This window comes from Streptomyces sp. NPDC055287 (assembly GCF_053646035.1).
The window spans coordinates 50087-66434 of the sequence record NZ_JBSHNE010000031.1; the positions used below are offsets into that span (position 1 = coordinate 50087).

The 16348-nt window shown below is 68.1% G+C and carries 12 protein-coding genes and 2 pseudogenes; 7 read left to right on the forward strand and 7 right to left on the reverse strand.

All coding sequences use genetic code 11. From position 1 onward, the window contains the following. Positions 1 to 121 precede the first annotated feature (121 nt). Complete coding sequence (locus tag ACWIHY_RS31495; protein WP_454379493.1) at positions 122 to 4177, reverse strand: LamG-like jellyroll fold domain-containing protein; 4056 nt, start codon at positions 4175 to 4177, stop codon at positions 122 to 124. Positions 4178 to 5000: 823 nt separating this feature from the next. Between ACWIHY_RS31495 and ACWIHY_RS31500 the strand changes: the two are divergent. The 3 genes and pseudogenes from ACWIHY_RS31500 to ACWIHY_RS31510 all read left to right on the forward strand — a co-directional run. Continuing rightward, a pseudogene (locus tag ACWIHY_RS31500) lies at positions 5001 to 5051 on the forward strand (hypothetical protein); the annotation flags it as partial. 43 nt (positions 5052 to 5094) lie between these two features. After that, complete coding sequence (locus ACWIHY_RS31505; RefSeq protein ID WP_454379495.1) at positions 5095 to 6555, forward strand: glycosyltransferase; 1461 nt, start codon at positions 5095 to 5097, stop codon at positions 6553 to 6555. Positions 6556 to 6794: 239 nt separating this feature from the next. Beyond that, entirely contained in the window at positions 6795 to 6950 is a 156-nt protein-coding gene (locus ACWIHY_RS31510; RefSeq protein ID WP_454379497.1) for a hypothetical protein, read from the forward strand. Positions 6951 to 7398: 448 nt separating this feature from the next. On the opposite strand, the gene ACWIHY_RS31515 is transcribed toward ACWIHY_RS31510, so the two are convergent. Both ACWIHY_RS31515 and ACWIHY_RS31520 read right to left on the reverse strand, forming a co-directional pair. Next, a complete protein-coding gene (locus ACWIHY_RS31515; RefSeq protein WP_454379498.1) occupies positions 7399 to 8244 on the reverse strand; it encodes an alpha/beta fold hydrolase in 846 nt (281 codons plus the stop codon). Positions 8245 to 8921: 677 nt separating this feature from the next. Next, on the reverse strand, positions 8922 to 9491 hold the full coding sequence (locus tag ACWIHY_RS31520) for a TetR/AcrR family transcriptional regulator (protein WP_454379500.1): 570 nt from the start codon (positions 9489 to 9491) through the stop codon (positions 8922 to 8924). A gap of 80 nt (positions 9492 to 9571) precedes the next feature. Between ACWIHY_RS31520 and ACWIHY_RS31525 the strand changes: the two genes are divergently transcribed. Both ACWIHY_RS31525 and ACWIHY_RS31530 read left to right on the forward strand, forming a co-directional pair. Continuing rightward, complete coding sequence (locus ACWIHY_RS31525) at positions 9572 to 9718, forward strand: hypothetical protein (RefSeq protein WP_176740984.1); 147 nt, start codon at positions 9572 to 9574, stop codon at positions 9716 to 9718. Continuing rightward, positions 9715 to 10242: a hypothetical protein gene (locus ACWIHY_RS31530; RefSeq protein ID WP_069774296.1), complete on the forward strand. Its 528-nt coding sequence runs from the start codon at positions 9715 to 9717 to the stop codon at positions 10240 to 10242. Before ACWIHY_RS31525 ends, ACWIHY_RS31530 begins: the two co-directional genes overlap by 4 nt. A 164-nt stretch (positions 10243 to 10406) precedes the next feature. On the opposite strand, the gene ACWIHY_RS31535 is transcribed toward ACWIHY_RS31530, so the two are convergent. The 4 genes and pseudogenes from ACWIHY_RS31535 to ACWIHY_RS31550 all read right to left on the reverse strand — a co-directional run bounded on the left by ACWIHY_RS31535 (position 10407) and on the right by ACWIHY_RS31550 (position 14882). After that, a complete protein-coding gene (locus ACWIHY_RS31535; RefSeq protein ID WP_454379501.1) occupies positions 10407 to 11030 on the reverse strand; it encodes a hypothetical protein in 624 nt (207 codons plus the stop codon). A gap of 933 nt (positions 11031 to 11963) precedes the next feature. Continuing rightward, entirely contained in the window at positions 11964 to 12374 is a 411-nt protein-coding gene (locus ACWIHY_RS31540; RefSeq protein ID WP_069774301.1) for a four-helix bundle copper-binding protein, read from the reverse strand. A 145-nt stretch (positions 12375 to 12519) separates the two neighbouring features. Further along, on the reverse strand, positions 12520 to 13041 hold the full coding sequence (locus tag ACWIHY_RS31545) for a DUF4396 domain-containing protein (RefSeq protein WP_454379503.1): 522 nt from the start codon (positions 13039 to 13041) through the stop codon (positions 12520 to 12522). Between the two features lie 462 nt (positions 13042 to 13503). Next, a pseudogene (locus ACWIHY_RS31550) lies at positions 13504 to 14882 on the reverse strand (MFS transporter). Between the two features lie 148 nt (positions 14883 to 15030). On the opposite strand from ACWIHY_RS31550, the gene ACWIHY_RS31555 reads away from it, so the two are divergent. Both ACWIHY_RS31555 and ACWIHY_RS31560 read left to right on the forward strand, forming a co-directional pair. Then, on the forward strand, positions 15031 to 15471 hold the full coding sequence (locus ACWIHY_RS31555) for a DUF6153 family protein (RefSeq protein WP_454379505.1): 441 nt from the start codon (positions 15031 to 15033) through the stop codon (positions 15469 to 15471). A 104-nt stretch (positions 15472 to 15575) separates the two neighbouring features. Beyond that, positions 15576 to 16202, forward strand: coding sequence for a DUF305 domain-containing protein (locus ACWIHY_RS31560; protein ID WP_454379506.1), 627 nt, complete (start codon positions 15576 to 15578; stop codon positions 16200 to 16202). The last annotated feature ends 146 nt before the right edge of the window (positions 16203 to 16348 follow it).

The window sequence follows — 16348 nt, forward strand, 5'->3', positions numbered from 1 at the left end:
TCCTTGATCAATCCTTGTCGGATCAGCGCTCACCGGCACACAAGCGGGGCGCGAGGGAAACAGGTCAAGTTGGAGCCAGGGGCGGGGTACGCCGAGTACTTCGGCGTACCCCGCTTGCTGGTCAGTCGCCGGGGACCTTGGTGGGGATGTCGAAGAAGCTGCCCGCCAGCTTGTTGACCTGGTCGTCTGTCAGTGCGCCTTGGAAGACCCAGGCGTCGTCCACAAGGCCCGGGAAGTACCCACTTGGCCTGACGGCGCCGGAACGGCCGATCTGAAGCGAGGTGGCCTTGAAGGCGACTGCGTCTTCCGCCCACGCCACGGCGTCGGTACACGCAGCGTCGTCGTTCGTGCCGTCCCCGTCCGCGTCCACGCAGCTGTGGTCGGCCAGGACGCCGTTGACGTAGAGGCGGGCTTCCTTGGCGAATCCGTCGTAGACCAGTGCCAGGTGGTTCCACTCGTTCACACCGAAGAATTCGTTGTTGTCGGCGTTGACGATGGCCGCGTCCGTACTGTCCTTGTCTGCGACTGAGAGGCGCCAGCGTCCTCCGGGCGTGGACTGCGGGGCGGCGTCGGGTACGAACCGCACGCCGAACGCGCTTTCGTTCGTGCCTTCTGCACTGGCGACCGCTATCTCGCGGGTCGGGGTGCCGGCCGCCTGAGCCCAGGCAGTGAAGGTAAAGCTGGCTGACGTGTCAACCGGAACGGTACTGGTCGCGGCGTAATCATTGAATCCGTCAAGCTTGAGGGAACCGGAATCTATGTACGCCGTGTCCGACTTTGCGGCTCCGCCGAGGAGTGCAAGCGCGTTGCCTGTTCCTGCGGCGTCCGGCGTCGTGACTGGAGCGGTTGCGGCTGTCTCTTCGAACTTCCAGCGGCTCTTGACCAGCGGCCGCTGTTTGAAGAGTTGCTGAACCTCTCCCGCCGAGAGAGGCCGGTCGAAGAGACTGACGTCATCGATCTGGCCGGGGAAGAAGTTGCCGGGCTTGCCGTCGAAGGAGCCGGCACCGATCTGGAAGGCACCTGCCGCATACCAGGTCGGATTGACGCTCGCGGTGCCGGCGAGCGTGCCGTTCACATAGAGCGTCAGAGTGTTCGCGACCGTGTCGTGCACGCCGGCGAGATGTGCCCACTCTCCGCCCTGGGCGGTCTTGCCCTCGGCCTGCATGGCACGGATCGGTGTGCCGTCGGCTGCGTCTGCGGAGTACTGGTTGAACACCCACCGGTCGTAGCCGGCTGAGTAGTACAACTCGAAGCCCGGTTTGTGCGTGCCCGCCTGTGTGGCGATGACCGCCGCGTGGTCAGGTTTGGTCTTGGGCAGCTTCACCCAGGCCGCAACGGCGAAACTGCTCTGGTTGTTCAGCATAGGCCGGCCGGTGCTGGCGTAGTCGTCGTTGCCGTCGAGGGTCAGTGCCCCACCCTTGACCCCTTCCGCACCCAGGACCGGAGCACCGTGGTACTGGGCGGCAAGGACGTCCGGGGTGCCGATGAGCAATGTCGGGTCAGCGTTCATGTCCACCGGCTTGTCCATCGGGAACACGACCCGCGCGGGCCTGCCGGATGTCAGTGACTCCTTGCCGTGAAGGCGTGTCACCTCCTCGGGGGCAAGGGGCTTGTCGAAGATCTGGAGCTCGTCGATGGAGCCGGGGAAGAAGCTCTTGAGCTGCCCGCTGTAGGATCCGGCGCCGATCTGCAGGCCGCGACGGGCGTCCCAGGGAGAGTCGTAGGTGACGGTCCCGGCCAGCTTGCCGTTGACGTAGAGCTTCATCTCGTCGTACGTCGAGCTGAAGGTACCGACCAGGTGGCTCCAGGCGTTCACGGTGGCGCCGCCGGCGGACGCCTGCATGACCCGGGTGATTCCTGCGTCGGCGGTGTCGGCCTTGTACTGGTTGAACGCCCACCGGTCGTATGTCTTGGAGTAGTACAGCTCGAACCCAGGGGCGTGGTTTCCCGGCTGGGCGGCGATTATGGCCGCTTCGTCGGGGGTCTTTGACAGTTTCGCCCAGGCCGAGACGGAGAATCCCGTGTCGGTACGTACGGTGGGTATGTCAGTCTTCGCGTAGTCGTCTGTCCCGTCGAAGGCGACCGCCGTGCCCTTGACACCCAAGGCGCCGGGGGCGGCGCCACCGACGAGCGAGGCGGTGAAGACTCCGGCGTCCGCCTTCGCTTCAGTGGCACCGGGGGCCTCGTCGAGCGCCCAGTCAGCACGCTCGGGCTGGCCAGCCTTGACCCGGAAGCGGTACCCGGTCGGCGCGGAGACATTTCCCGCGGCGTCGAGCGATGACACGTAGAGGGTGTTCACTCCGGTCCTGGGCGGCAGCATGCGCAGCGCTTTGGCGGCTCCGCTTGCTGTAGTGATGGTGTTCTTGGAACTGGGGTCGACATTGACGCCATACCAGTACTTGGTGACCTGGTTGTCGTTGGCCGTGATGTCGAACGTGCCGTACTTGCCCATCCCGTCGAACCACGGGTCATCCGGGTCTTCGGGACGGGAGGCCGGGTACTCGTCCGAGGAGATGGACGGCGACCGGGGAGCCGTGTTGTCGTAGTAGAAGTAGCAAGCGGTCGCATCACCCGTATATGACCACGGGGAGTGCTGGGCACCGTCATAGGAGCTCACGTACCAGTGAATTTGCTTGTTCTGCGGGATCGAAGACGGAAGGCTGATCGAGAAATCCGATCCGGACTTCTTGGTCTTCGTGCGTTCCGGCTTCCAGCTGCCGCCGTCCCACGACGCCTGGAACTGCACCGAAACATTGTCCCCGTCCGGGTCCGTGACGTTGTCCGCGTAGATCGTGCCCAAGCTACGGTTGCGCTTCGCGCTGCCGGGCTTCTTGCAGGTGCCGCCATACTGCATGCTCAGTTGCGACATCTTGACCTGCGGGGGCGGCCGGTTGTACTTGACCCGCAGGAAGGCTTTGTCGGAGAACCGCTTCCAGCCGTAGGCGTCGGACTCGCTGGACGCCCGCAGACCGAACGTCATCGACGGGTCCTTGTCGTTGGCCGCAGCCTGCACCGCGGACTGCACCGAGAACTCGGCGTCCTTGGCCTCACAGCCCTCGAAACCGTAGGCGAAGGACTTTGAGCCCAACTCCTTCACCCAGAAACCGGACTCACTCTGGGAGTTCCACGTAGTCGATGTCGAAATACCCTTCGTCTGCCACAGTTCGACACCGCGATCCTGGCACGACGCAGACCAGGTGTTGCGGACCACGAATTCGGCCGAAAGAATCGTCTTGCCGGCAAACTTCGACACCGGGATCTGATAGAAGACCCGCTTGGTGTCGTGCGGAGCACAGTACGACCAGCCGCAGTAGCCGACGCCCTCGGTGGATTTTCCGTTGAACTTCCACTGCGGAGAGCCGGCCCAGTACTTCGACGCCATGGTCCACGACGTCGCCCTCGGCGAATACCACTGCGGGTCGATGAACACCGGATACACGGTGTCCTCACCCTTCAGCACCTCCGTATCCGGAGTAAGGACCAGCTCGTCGCCGCCAGCCGGAATTTCAACACCAACCGGCGCGAGCTGCCCCGACTCCCCCGCCCCGGGCTCACCGCGCGGCTCGGCATCGTCTGCCAGCGCCAAAGTGTCACGGGCCGTCAGCGTCCGCGAAGCCCTATTGCTCTCGGCCGCGGCGTCGCCGTTGCTCGAGTCCCACATGAGCGGCGTCGAAGCTTCGAACACCGTGCCCTGTGCGCCCGCGTCGACGGCCCGGAGGCCGCCCTCCGCGGTCTCCTTGACCTTCATGCCGTCAGCGTCCAGCTTCAGTCGCAGCTCGGCCAGTTCTTCGCTGGCTGCCGCCTCCGCGTTCTTGACCACCAGAAGCTGCGAAAACCCGTCGGGCGAGGCGGTCAGCCTCAGATCGACACTGGGAAGGACGTCGGCATAGGTCGCCGTGTCCCCCATCAGCGACGGCTTGGGCAGCGCGGAGGGCCAGGACAACTCCATCTCCCGGCCGGCCTTCTCCATGCGGACCATCGGCCCACTGCCGCCGCCGGAGAACGCCACCTCGACCGTGGCGGCCTTCGGCGCGATCATCCCGCCGGAGACACTCGTCAGATCGGTGTCGACAGGCTTCCATCTACCGTCCACACGCGCCCACACCGGACGCAGGTACTCCCGTGCTTCGAGATCACCTTCCGGGGTCGCGAACACCTCGCTGGTCTCGCCCCGCATGGAGGCGACCTCAACCGCCTTGCCGGACCGCTTCGCCTCAGCGAACGCCTCAGACTCAGAACGTGGCCCGGCCGGGCCCTCTGACCCCTCAGCCTCTCCGGCACTCCGGACCGTTGGAGCCGTGGCCACCGCGCTGGTAGCCGGCAACAGACCAACCAACAAGGCCGAACCGAGAACAAGTCCCCCGGCTCCGCCCGCAAGGCGCGTACGCCTCCATACCCCGAACACGGTTCCCCCACAGCTTGGTCATTGATGCGGAGTGAACGTAACTACGTGTACACGAGTTTTCACAACCCGCATAACGGACGAACATCTGCCGATTTTGGTTCGGTTGCGTGATGTGCGACACGTTCCGGGAGGAACATGTTCACTTAGACGCCCACTCGTCACCCTCTCGGCCCGAGTGCGATCACTCAGGCGTCCGCACATGCCCTGTTGCGAGAACGCCCCCTGGGCGCGTCCCGGTGGGTGGTTGACGGCGGGTCAGCAATCACACGACGGCGGCCCACTCACGGGATCTGCACGGCGAGCGTGCGTCGGAGCCGACTCCAAGCCACCACGAGAAGCAGACGCCCGGAATGAATCGCGCCAGTTTCAGCACAGATCGACCGCCCGACAGCTGCAATGCCCGGCATGGAGAGACGTTTCAGCCAATGGACACTCTGCTGTGACAGCTCCGCCCCTGCGGTGCGTAAGGTACCGATGCTCAGATGCGCCCCGGTGACGGATCGCTGCCACCCGGCCCGCCCTTGGCGTCGGCCATACTCGAGAAGTGACCACGGGTACACCAGACATAACCGTGATCATCGGGGCGTACAACGCCATGCCCTACCTGACGAAGACCCTCACGTCTGTCGTCAAGCAGTCCATCGGGCACGACCGCCTCGAAATCATTGCTGTCGACGACGGCTCGACCGATGACACGGCTGTCGGAGCTGAAGCGGTTCGCCTCTCTGCATCCGCAGCTGCTGACCGTCATCCAGCAGGAGAACTCCGGTGGGCCTTCCAAGCCCCGCAACGTCGGCCTGGACCACGCCCGAGGACGCTTCGTGTTCTTCCTTGACGCGGACGACTACCTCGGCCCCGAGGCGCTGGAGCGGATGCTCGCTGTTGCCGAGAAGAACCATACCGACGTCGTGCTGGGCAAGATGGTCGGCGTCAACGGCCGGTCGGCGCCGGCTTCGATGTTCGTGCGCAATCAGCCGCGCACCGACGTCTTCTCCTCTCGCGTCTATTGGGCACTCAACCCGCTCAAACTCATCCGCCGCGAGCTCATCGAGCGGCACAGTCTGCGCTTCCCCACCGGCTACCAGGTCTGCGAGGACCAGGAGTTCACAGCCCTGGCCTACCTGCACGCCGACGGCATCTCGGTTGTCGCCGACTACGAGTGCCTGTACATCCTGCGCCGCGACGACGGCGGCAACATCACCACCGTCACCCGCGGCGCGGGGCAGCGCATCAAGGCACTGCGCCACATGGTGAACCTGGTCGAGGAGCACACCGACGAGGGGCCGAATCGCGATGCGCTGCTGCACCGGCACATCTCCATCGACATGACCAACGCGCTCTACCACTTCCTGCACGAGACAGACCAAGCCCTGCTGCAGGAACAGTTCGCTGAAGTCCGCGAGGTTGTGGAGCGTGTGTGTACCGAAACGCTTCTGCAGCGGATGGGGGCGGTCAACCGGCTGCGCTGTGAGCTGATCCGCCGCGGCTTGCTGGAGGAGCTCGTCGAACTGGAACAAGTGGTCCGCTCCCCCTCGCGCCCCGACCTCGTCATCGAGGACGGACGGGCCTTCTTCGCGCTGCCGTTCTTCCGCGACGGAGACCGGGGCATCCCGGACCATTTCTACGATGCCACCCGAGAACTGGAGACTCGCCACCAACTTAATGACGTCCACCTGGACGGAAACTTGCTCAACCTGTCAGGCCACGCTTACGTACGCCGCCTGACCACCGAGCGCACCAGCGCCACGCTGCTGCTGCGCGAGCGGGACAATAAGGCGGAACACCGCTTTCCCATGGCCACCGTCGCCACCCCCGGACTCGGAGCCGACGACAACGACGGGGTCACCTACGACCGCGCCGGGTTCTACCTCACCGTCGACCTCACCAGAGCGAACGCATGCACCCCGCTGCCCAACGGCCTGTGGGACATCTTCGTCGTCATCGACCACGACGGTCTCACCAAGGAGATCCGGTTCGGCCACAAGCGGCTTCCCGAAGTGCCCAGTAAGCCCAGGACGTACCTCCTCAAGGACCCCGCGGGCAGTCTCAGTCCCGTGACGCTGTACTACACCAACCCGTACGACAACCTCACCCTCGACCTCGGGGAAAAAAACACCGCCTCGACGGCAAAATACGAGTCGAGCGAATAGATGCCGACTCTGATCCTGTGAGCCTGGTCCTCCGCGGTATCCACTCCCTGACCCGCTCCCCGGCCCGCCATCTCAGCGCCCGCCTCATCGACGCACACGGCAACACCGCCACGGTCGCAGCGTGCACATCCCACGACAACCGCTTCCAAGCCACCCTCCCCCTTAGCCGCCTCCCTGCCGGCGCCTACTCAGTGACACTACGCTTGGGCGAAGACGGCCCCCAAGGGCGGAACATCCCCATGACCACCCCGCCTGCGGACAGCGTCCTGCGCTGGACCCGGTTCGGTCTCCCCTGGTACGCCAAGATCACCCAGAGCGCCGGAGGGCTTCACGTGCACGTGAAGCGCGTCAGCATCACCAAAGGCCTCACCCGCCGCATGCAAACCCGCACCTGACCACACGGACGCTGCTGAGCCAATGCCGATGCTGGTCTCGGGGCGCTCGGTGCGACCACCTCGCCTCCACCGCCGAACGTACGACGCGATCTACTCCGTGTGGGGCGCAGTGTGGTTCACCGACCCGGATGTCCTCCCGCCGCTGGCCACCAAGAGCCTGACCCCTCACGGCTTTTCGCCTTCAGCCTGGCCGAGCCGGTCCCCGGCGGGTACGGGGGCGCAGCCGATGCGCGGCAAATGGCTCGAAGGGCGAGAACGCGAGCTGACCGTGCTTTGTCTATGCCCTGTTCTCGTATAGCTACCGCCAGGTGGCGTGTAACGCTGAGTAACTACTTGGGGCTGCGGTCGCGCTGCTGGAGGGCAGCGAAGTCGGCATGCGCCGTTTCGACGGCCTCCGGGTCCCGGACGCGCCGCCGTCGCCGTGATCTCCGGCGGCAACCTCGACCGGCTATGCGGCGAGTGTCGCCAGCGTCTGCTCGGGTGCGGTGAGGATGGAGAAGTGGCCTTGGCCGGGATGGATGTGAAGGCGTGCGCCCGGTATCGCCGCGGCGAAGTGGCGGGCGTGCGGGAGCGGGACGGTGGTGTCGGCGTCCCCCTGGTGGATCGACGTGGGCACCGTGATCGACTCGAGGTCGAAACCCCAGGGTCGGGTCAGCAAGCGCAGATCCTGCCCGACTCCCCAGCTGCCGCGCTGGAACGCTCGCAGGTAGTTGGTCAGGAAGGCCGCGCGCGCGTCCGACTGAGCGAGGGCACGCCGGTCGCTGGCGGGCATCTCGCTGGTTGCCAGGCGAAGGAACAGCCCTGGTGCCCGGCGCGCCAGCGTGGCCAGGCGGCCCAGAAACCAGCCACCGAAGGCCGGAGCGTGCCGGGCGACCTGCAAGGAGGCGCGTTGCCCGGCTGCCATCCCGCGGGTGGGCCAGGTAGGCGGGCCAAGGGGCGCGATGAGCTGCAGGCTGCGGACGCGGTCAGGCAGCTCGGACGCGCATGCGGCCGCGAACGCTCCGCCGCCCGAGACGCCGAGCAGCGCCACCGAGCCGACGCCCAACGCGTCCAGGACCACGGTGGCTTCCGCAGCCCAGTCCACGACCCGCGGCAGGCGACGGGCATCGGTGCCGCCGATGCCGGGGCGATCCGGGGCGATGAGGCGCAGTCCGAGCGCGTGAGCCGCGCCTGCGAAGCCGTGCGCGGCCAGCCGGGAGTCGGCCAACCCGTGGCAGAACAGCACCGCAGGTGCGTCCGGCTCCCCCACCACTTCGACCGCGATCACCCCGCCGTCGGCTCGACGTAGCTCCACTCTCATATCGTACGTCTCCCGTGACCTTGATCTGAGAGCTGCCTGAGCAGCTTTCCAGAGGTTCTGCCGGTAGCCGGCTGGGAGCCAGGGGCCAGTCCGGGGGCGGCGGTGGTCAGGAGCCGGAGCCTCGGGCGTTCTTCCTCCTGATCAGGGCGGATGGGCACAGGCGCCACCTGACGGTAGCTATACGAGAACAGGGCCTCGTAGTTTTATCCGAGATTTCCAGATGACCAGCACCATCGACTGCGTCCGGTGAGACGGCGACTCGGTTCGTTGAGACACATCAGCCAGAACGACGCCGGTCACTAGGTCGTGGTGCACCGGGACGTACAGGCCCCAGTCAGCGTCACCAGCCGGGAGGCGGCCACCGGCCCACGGGCCCGAGTCGACAGCTCGCGGCCACCGAGCGGGCCGCCCACGAGTCGAACGATCACAGCGGTACCTCCATCCCGGCGGGAACCTCCCCGCCTTCACCCCTTGAGACAGGTGGTAGGGGTCTACCGCGGCTTCGTCTGCTTCCAGTTCGCTCCCCGGTGCCGGCTTCCAGGGTCCGGCCGACGGGGCGGCGGTCGTGAGGTCTTCGAACTGGCGGCCATGCTCCAGCAACCCGGCCAGCACTTGCAGGTGCTGCTGTTCGTCCTTGTCCTCCATCCCGGCGACCGCAAGGCACTACCGGCTCAGGGAACCGGGCGCAGGCCGTCGAGGGTGACGGCGACCAGGCGGGCCACCGCGGTCTGGGAAGTTAGAGCGGCCGCGGCGGTCAGGGCGTGGAGGCAGTACTGGGCGAGCTCGGCGGGTGGGACGTCGCCACGCAGGTCACCGGCTTCGGCTGCTTCGGCGAGGAGGTGCTGGAGCATGCCGTGCAGGTGTCGCTCGGCGTGGGTGACGTGCTCGCCCTGGTGCAGGAGGGCGGCGAGTTCGCCGCCGTGGCGCTGCCGGGCGATGCCCGCGTACGCCTCCAGCACCGCCGTCAGGCGCTCCACGGCCGTGCCGGTCTGGTCGCGGATGCCCGCGAGCTGCTGGAGGTGGGCGGTGACCTGGCGCTCATGCCAGGCCAGCAGGACGGCTTCGACGTCGGAGAAGTACTTGTAGAGCGTCGCACGGCCGATGCCGGTCTGCTCGGCGATCTGGGACATGGTCACCGACCGCAGGCCGCCCTGGGCCACCAGCTTCGCGGTGGTGTCCAGAATCGCCTCGCGCACGGCGGCGCGGTGCGCGTCGATCGTCTCGTTCCACAGCTTCGGCACCCACCCAGGATACGGACGTCCACAGGGCATACACTCGGTTTCTGGTAGAGACAGAGTGTCTCGAAAAAATGGGAGGCGTCATGGCAGGCTCACCGGACCGTCGCGATGACGATGGCGAGGGGGCGCCGCGCTGGGTGAAGGTCTCTGCGGCGATCGCTGTCGTCCTGGTCGTGGTGTTCGTGATCGTGCATCTGGCTGGCGGTGGCATGGCGGGGCACGCGCCGTGACGCCGTTCCCGCCGCGGCTGCGCAAGCTGGCGCTTACGCTGCACGTCACTTCCTCGGTCGGCTGGCTGGGCGCGGTAGCAGCGTTCCTCGCCCTCGCCGTCGCTGGCCTGACCAGCAGCTCATCCCAGATGGTACGGGGCGCCTACCTGGCGATGGACGTTCTGGGCTGGTACGTGATCGTCCCGTTCAGCATCGCGTCTCTACTGACCGGCCTGGTGCAGTCGCTGGGCACAGTGTGGGGGTTGCTGCGGCACTACTGGGTGATTGCGAAACTGCTGATCACCGTGGTCGCGACGCTTCTGCTGCTGGTCCACATGCAGCCGGTCGGCCACCTCGCGGATGCGGCCGCCCGGGCTGCCCTCGCGGGCGGCGAGCTTCAGGGCATGCGTGTGCAGCTGATCGCGGACGCGGCCGCCGCCCTGCTGGTGCTCCTGGCGGCGGCCGCCCTGTCGGTGTTCAAGCCGCGCGGGGTCACCCGCTACGGGCGCCGCCGCCAGCGCGAGCAGATCCCGCAGCCGCGCTGACCCCCCACAGCCGCGGTGGCCTGGGCCAGGCAAGGGGTGGGCACCGACAGGGCCGCATCAGGTTGGCAGCAGATCATCCAGTCGCCGACTGGTCAGAAACTCAGGCCGCGTTCTCTCAGCCACGGCTGTCGTCTGACTTCTTGTGACGGCGGACGCGGGTCGGCTCAGTGCTGGTGTCCGTCGTCGTCGTGCCCGGGCTCCTTGCTGGGGTGGATGGCGTCCGGAGAGGTGGGCGGGGAGGTCGAATTGGTGGTGTCGCTGCCGTGGCCGCCCTCCTGGCCTTCGCCGCTTCCCTTCTCGGGCACGACATCGCTGTGGCTGTGGCCGCCTCCGGACTGGGCCATGGTGGGGGCGATGTGGCGAAGCCCGAGGAAGGTGAGAGCCGTCACGACGACGATTGCCAGCCCCATGAGGCTGAAGATGCGACGCCACGGCCTCTTGGCCTCCTTCAGGAAGAAGGCGACGAAGGACAGGACGATGCCGAGCGGTATCAGCACGGCACAGCGTTCCGGGAGGTCTGCGAAGTGCTGCATGCCGCCGCTGAGCATGCCCAGGCCGAAGGAGAGCATCGTCGAGGTGCCGAGCACGCGCAGGATGCGTGACAGAGGTTGCCTCTCCTTCGCGAGGACGAGGTCGTTGAGGACGGTCGCGAGCAGGAAGACCAGGACGCCGGACCCGGCAATCAGCGAGTAGCGGGCGGGGGCCATGGGGTGGTGGACGACGGCTCCGCTGATGAGGCCGGCCCCCACGTAGTAGCCGACGTAGCCGAGATAGCGCCACGGCAGCAAGGCGCTTCCCGTCTGCTGTCGGAACGGAGCTGGCTGCGGGTCGGCTGCGCCGGGGTGGGGGGCGGGGTCGTCGTGGCGAGACTGGGCGAGGAAGACAAAGCGGACCCTTCAAGGGAAGTTCAGTGGGGCCTGGGGCTCTCAACGAGACAGGCGGGCAGGGCGGGGCCGAAGTTCTGACCCGCCGGGCACGGCGCAACATGAGCCGGCCATCGCTGCGCGTTCGCACGTCGTCACAGGTGGGCCGAGGCGCATCGCACGGCATGGCCGAGCCGCCGCTGGTGCGTGGCGGAGCTGGCTCACGGGGGTGCCCGACAGGTCGTCGACCGATTGGCGGGCGTGAAGGCTTAGATCCGTAGGACCGCTGAGTCCGGCACGGGAGCAGACGCCCGGAGGGCCGGGACAAATCGTGCGGCGGCGGACGCATACGCGTACGGAGGCCGGCGAATGGTCAGGGCCTCGCATGGGGCGGGCAGCGCAGCGCCTTGTTGGGGCTGGCCGGAGACACACTGGTGAGCCGCGTGATCGGGCTCCGCCGGAGCATCCTGGTGGGGGTCGGTGTGCCCCTGGCCGGAGTGCGGGTCGGGCGCCTCGTGGCTGTGCCCGGCGGAACCCGGGTCCGCAACGTTCAGGGCGGCCGCGGTGGTCGGCGCCTCGAGGTGGGCGTGGCCTGTGGCGCTCTCCGCGCTGACACCGTGGCTGTACATCAGGGTGAGGAGGAGCGCGGCCAGCATCCACATTCGCCACGGGCCCGCTGCACGAGAGCGGGACCGCGGCGCGCTACGGATCGCCCGGGCCACAACCATGCCGGGGAGCATAGCGGCACGTCGGCCGTGGCCCGCCCGTGATGCGTGTTTTCAATCGGACGAGTGGGTCCGTGGCTCCCGACATGCCGCCCGGGATTGCGGCTCCGGGCGGGACGGATGACGGCGAGCGTCAGCTGAGGGCCGAGAACAGTTCGTTGCATGCCTGCTCGCAGCTTCGGCAGGCTTCGGCGCAGATGCGGCAGTGCTCGTGCATGTCGGCATGCTTGGCGCACTCGTCGCCGCACGCCTTGCAGGCCATGGCGCACGCACGAAGGATGGCCGCCGTGATGTTGGCGTCGTAGCCGGTGTGCCGTGAGAGGACCGCGGCGGTGGCGGTGCAGATGTCGGCGCAGTCCATGTCGGTGCGGATGCACTTGGCCAGGTCCGCCACCATGCCCTCGGACAGGCAGGCGTCCGCGCACGCCGTGCATGCCTGCGCACAGGCGATGCACTCCTCGATACAACGCGTGAGCTTGGCCTGGTCGATGTCGCCGAGGTCGGCCGGGTAGGTGGCGAGCATGTCCTTGACGGTGCTGGACATCGGGGTGCCTCCGTTCCCCGCGAGGCCGGCGGATCCGGGGCGGCCGCCATCGAAGCCCCCGGTACCTCCAGCTAACGCCCCCGGATGCGAGCGCGCCCGGCCGCACCGTGAGGGTGCGGCCGGGCGCGGTGCCGTACGGCCGGGGTCAGTGGTAGGCGTGGACGACGGCGTGGCCCTTGCCGCGGCCGATCATCCACTTGTTGACCGGGGTCGTGATCACGAAGGCGACGGCGAAGCCGCCCAGCAGCGCGGTCCAGAACAGCGCGTCCGACAGGTGCGCGTCCATCGCCCCGGGCGTCAGGGCGATGATGCCGTTGTCGACGAGCTCCATCACCGCGATCGAGACGGTGTCCGCGGCCAGCGCGACCTTGATCGCGTTCTTCCAGTCCAGGCCGGCCTTGCGGACCGCGAACAGGGTGAAGGAGTAGCCGAAGAGGAACGCCAGGGTGATGGCCAGGACCATCGTCTGGACGTTGCCCCACAGCAGGGCGGTACCGATGACCATGCCGAGGATCTCGCCGATCGCACATCCGGTCAGGCAGTGCAGCGTCGCCTTCGCGGCGGCCCCCCACGTCACCGGGCGCATCTGGTGCCCGGCGTGACCCGCGTGCGCCTGGTGCGCGGTGTGGTCGTGGGTGGTGCTGGTGTGGTGTGCGCTGTGGTCCATGACCGTCATCCCCAATCCCGTCCAGTGTGACCCCGCCCCCGCGGGCTCACACCACAACCATATACCCCCCAGGGGTATATGCAAGAGGGTTCTCGGATTGCACTGGGCCTCTCACTCGCCGCACCTTCCCGGTCGCGCCCTCGGAGCGAGCTCCCGGGGGCGTGAGAGACCTACGGGCGGTACGAACGCGCAGGTGTCGCCCGAGGGGCAGGCACCGGGAGTTGTGCAGCAGTGCCTGTGAGGTGACGAAGCGGTCCATGCTCAACCAGAGGGGCCGTCCGCTCCGGGCACGAAGCGACACAGGGCCTGCGCTCCTTGCCTCTGTGCCGCTGTGTACCGCCATGGGGAAGGCCCGCCGATGGGTATCGGCGGGCCCTCTCGCTTTCCTTCCGGTCAGTTACCGGCGCGCTGAGGCTGTGCAGCCCCCTCGGTGGTTGCGGTTTCGACCGGCGGGCTCTGCGGCTAGCCGCCCATGAGGGCGAGGGTGGCCAGGGCGCCCGCGGCGGCGATGCCGGCGGCGGCGAGGAATGCTGCGCTGAACCCGTCGGTGAGGGCGGTCAGGTCACCGAGTGCGCCCGCGACTGGGAGGTGGCGAGGGCAGTCAGGGCGGCGAGGCCGAGGGCGGAGCCGACCTGGTAGGTGGTGTTGACGATGCCCGAGGCGAGGCCGGCCTGCTCCTGAGGGGCGGCGGACATGGCTGCCATCAGGGTCGGGATGTAGGCGAGTGCCATGCCCAGGGCTGCCACCAGCGAGGCGGGCAGGACGTCGATGAGGAAGCTGCCGGTGGGGCGGGCGGCCGAAAGCCACACCAGGCCCGCGGCCAGGACCAGCAGGCCGCCGGTGATGAGCGGCTTGGGGCCGAAGCGGCCGAGCAGGCGGGCGCTGGCGGTGGTCATGAAGAGCATCAGCAGGCCGGTCATCGGCAGCAGGGCTGCGCCCGAGGCGAAGGCGCCATAGCCGAGAACCTGCTGGAGGTAGAGGTTGAGGAAGTACCACATCGGGATCCAGGCCGCCCCCAGCAGTGCCATCGCGAGGTTGGAGACGCCGAGGCCGGGGGTGCGCCAGATGCCGAGCGGCATCAGCGGCGACTTCGCGGACCGCTGGATGAGGACGAACACGACCAGCAGTGCGGCGCCTGCGATCAGCTGAAGGACCGTCTGCGCTGTTGCCCAGCCGGTCTCGGGGGCGCGGACCACGGTGAAGACGGTGAGCGCGAGCCCTGCGGTCACGGCCGCCGCGCCCAGGACGTCCACACCGCCGCCGCGGCGGGCGGCGACGGCCGGCAGCAGACCGGTGGCGAGCAGGGTGGCGATACCGATCGGGATGTAGATGATGAACACCCACGGCCAGCTGGCCCACTCGGTGAACACCCCGCCGAGGAATACGCCCGCGGTGCCGCCGGCCGGGGCGGCCGCGCCGTACAGGGCCAGGGCCTTACCGAGCTCCTTGGGGCTGTGGCCGAAGAGCATCATCAGCAGGGTCATCGAGGCGGGTGCGATCAGCGCGCCGCCCACCCCCTGCACGGCCCGCCCTGCGACCTCCACCCATGCACTCTGTGCGGCCGCGGCGACGACGGAGCCGGCGATCAGGACGCTCCAGCCGGCTACGAACACCTTCCGGGCGCCCAGCAGGTCGGAGAGGCGCCCGCCCAGCAGGAGCAGTCCGCCGAAGGCGATGACGTAGGCGTTGAACACCCACTGCAGATCCCCCTGGGAGAACCCCAGGTCGCACTGCATCTCCGGCAGCGCCACGCCAATGATCGACGTATCCATGATCACCATGAACTGTGCGGCGGCGAGCACCCCGAGGGCCCACCAGCGACGCGGATTGACGGCTTCCATGACCGCTCCCCAAAAGCAGAATCCTTCATACCCCTGTGGGGTATGACTTCGATTGCCCGAACGCTATACCCCCGAGGGGTATTCCTCAATGGGCAGTCGTTCCGGCCTCGCCTCGCCACCCGCAAAGGGGGCCGCTTACGATGCGGACATGGACGACCAGGTGAAGCGAGCGATGAAGCCCTCCGGGCTGCGCTCCTACCTGCTCCTGGTCCTCGCGGTGCTCATTGGCTTGGTGGCCATGCACGGCCTGGGGCCCGCCCCCGCGCCGGCCGCCGCACACGCGGCGACCAGTTCCCACCACGCGCCGGCCGCGGGCCACGAGCGGGCGACCGCCTCGGACGCCGCGTGCCAGGACGGGTGCGTCCACGCCGACAATCCGGCCGGCAGCGGCGGCGGCGGACACGCCGAGCACGCCGATTCGACCTGTGCCGCCACCGGCACAGCCGGCGCCCCGGTTCTGCCCGCGCCCGCGGTCCTGCCCGCCCACGCCGAAGTCCAGGCGGTCCTCGCGCACGGGGTCATCCCCGGCGCCAACGCCTGCGGACGGGCGCCGCCGTCACTGAGCGAACTGCAACTCCTGCGCATATAGGGCGGCCCGGCATGCCCGGCCCCAGAGAGCCGGCCAGCCTCTCGGACCCGCCCTACCTCCGCACGCCCGCAGACGCGCGCGTGCCCCACAGCAGGAGTTGCAGCATGACCACCCAGCGTTCCCTGATCCGCCGCGCCACCGCCGTGGCCGCGGCCGCCACCGCCGCCCTCGTCCTCGCCGCCTGCGGCGGCAACGGCAATGACAGCGGCTCGGCCCACAACGGGCACAACACCGCCTCCCCGTCCGCCTCCGCCCCCGCGCAGCAGGGCGAGCACAACGCGGCCGACGTGACCTTCGCCAAGGGGATGATCCCCCACCACCGTCAGGCCATCGAGATGGCCGACCTCGCCGCGACGCGCGCCGAGTCGGCTGAGGTGAAGAAGCTGGCCGACGAGATCAAGAAGGCCCAGGACCCGGAGATCAAGACTCTCTCCGGCTGGCTGACCTCCTGGGGTGAGCAGGTCCCGGCCGAGGGCGCCGGCCACGAGGGGCACGACATGTCCGGGATGATGACGGCCGAGGAGATGAAGCAGCTGGAATCGGCCTCGGGCAAGGCGTTCGACACCGCCTTCCTGACGATGATGGTCAAGCACCATGAGGGCGCTGTCGCCATGGCCAAGACCGAGCAGTCCGAGGGCACGTACCAGCCCGCCAAGGACATGGCCGGTCAGATCATCACGTCTCAGAGCGCGGAGATCGCCCGGATGAACACCCTCCTCGGGAAGAGCTGAGCCGCATCAGCACACCCCGGGTGCGGGGCGCCGGCCACCGCGGCCCGCCCCCCGGCCGGCCGGGCGTTGTTGCCCGGCGGGCGGTGTGGTCCCCCACACAGTGGCGTATTAACAAAAGACGCAGCCGACGGCAACCGCCGGGGTGA

Coding starts and splice junctions, on each gene's coding strand:
- ACWIHY_RS31540 (WP_069774301.1), bottom strand. CDS start 12,374: ATGTCCAGCACCGTCAAGGACATGCTCGCCACCTACCCGGCCGACCTC.
- ACWIHY_RS31560 (WP_454379506.1), top strand. CDS start 15,576: ATGACCACCCAGCGTTCCCTGATCCGCCGCGCCACCGCCGTGGCCGCG.
- ACWIHY_RS31495 (WP_454379493.1), bottom strand. CDS start 4,177: ATGCGGGGCGAGACCAGCGAGGTGTTCGCGACCCCGGAAGGTGATCTC.
- ACWIHY_RS31555 (WP_454379505.1), top strand. CDS start 15,031: ATGGACGACCAGGTGAAGCGAGCGATGAAGCCCTCCGGGCTGCGCTCC.
- ACWIHY_RS31525 (WP_176740984.1), top strand. CDS start 9,572: ATGGCAGGCTCACCGGACCGTCGCGATGACGATGGCGAGGGGGCGCCG.
- ACWIHY_RS31545 (WP_454379503.1), bottom strand. CDS start 13,041: ATGGACCACAGCGCACACCACACCAGCACCACCCACGACCACACCGCG.
- ACWIHY_RS31510 (WP_454379497.1), top strand. CDS start 6,795: ATGACCACCCCGCCTGCGGACAGCGTCCTGCGCTGGACCCGGTTCGGT.
- ACWIHY_RS31505 (WP_454379495.1), top strand. CDS start 5,095: ATGACACGGCTGTCGGAGCTGAAGCGGTTCGCCTCTCTGCATCCGCAG.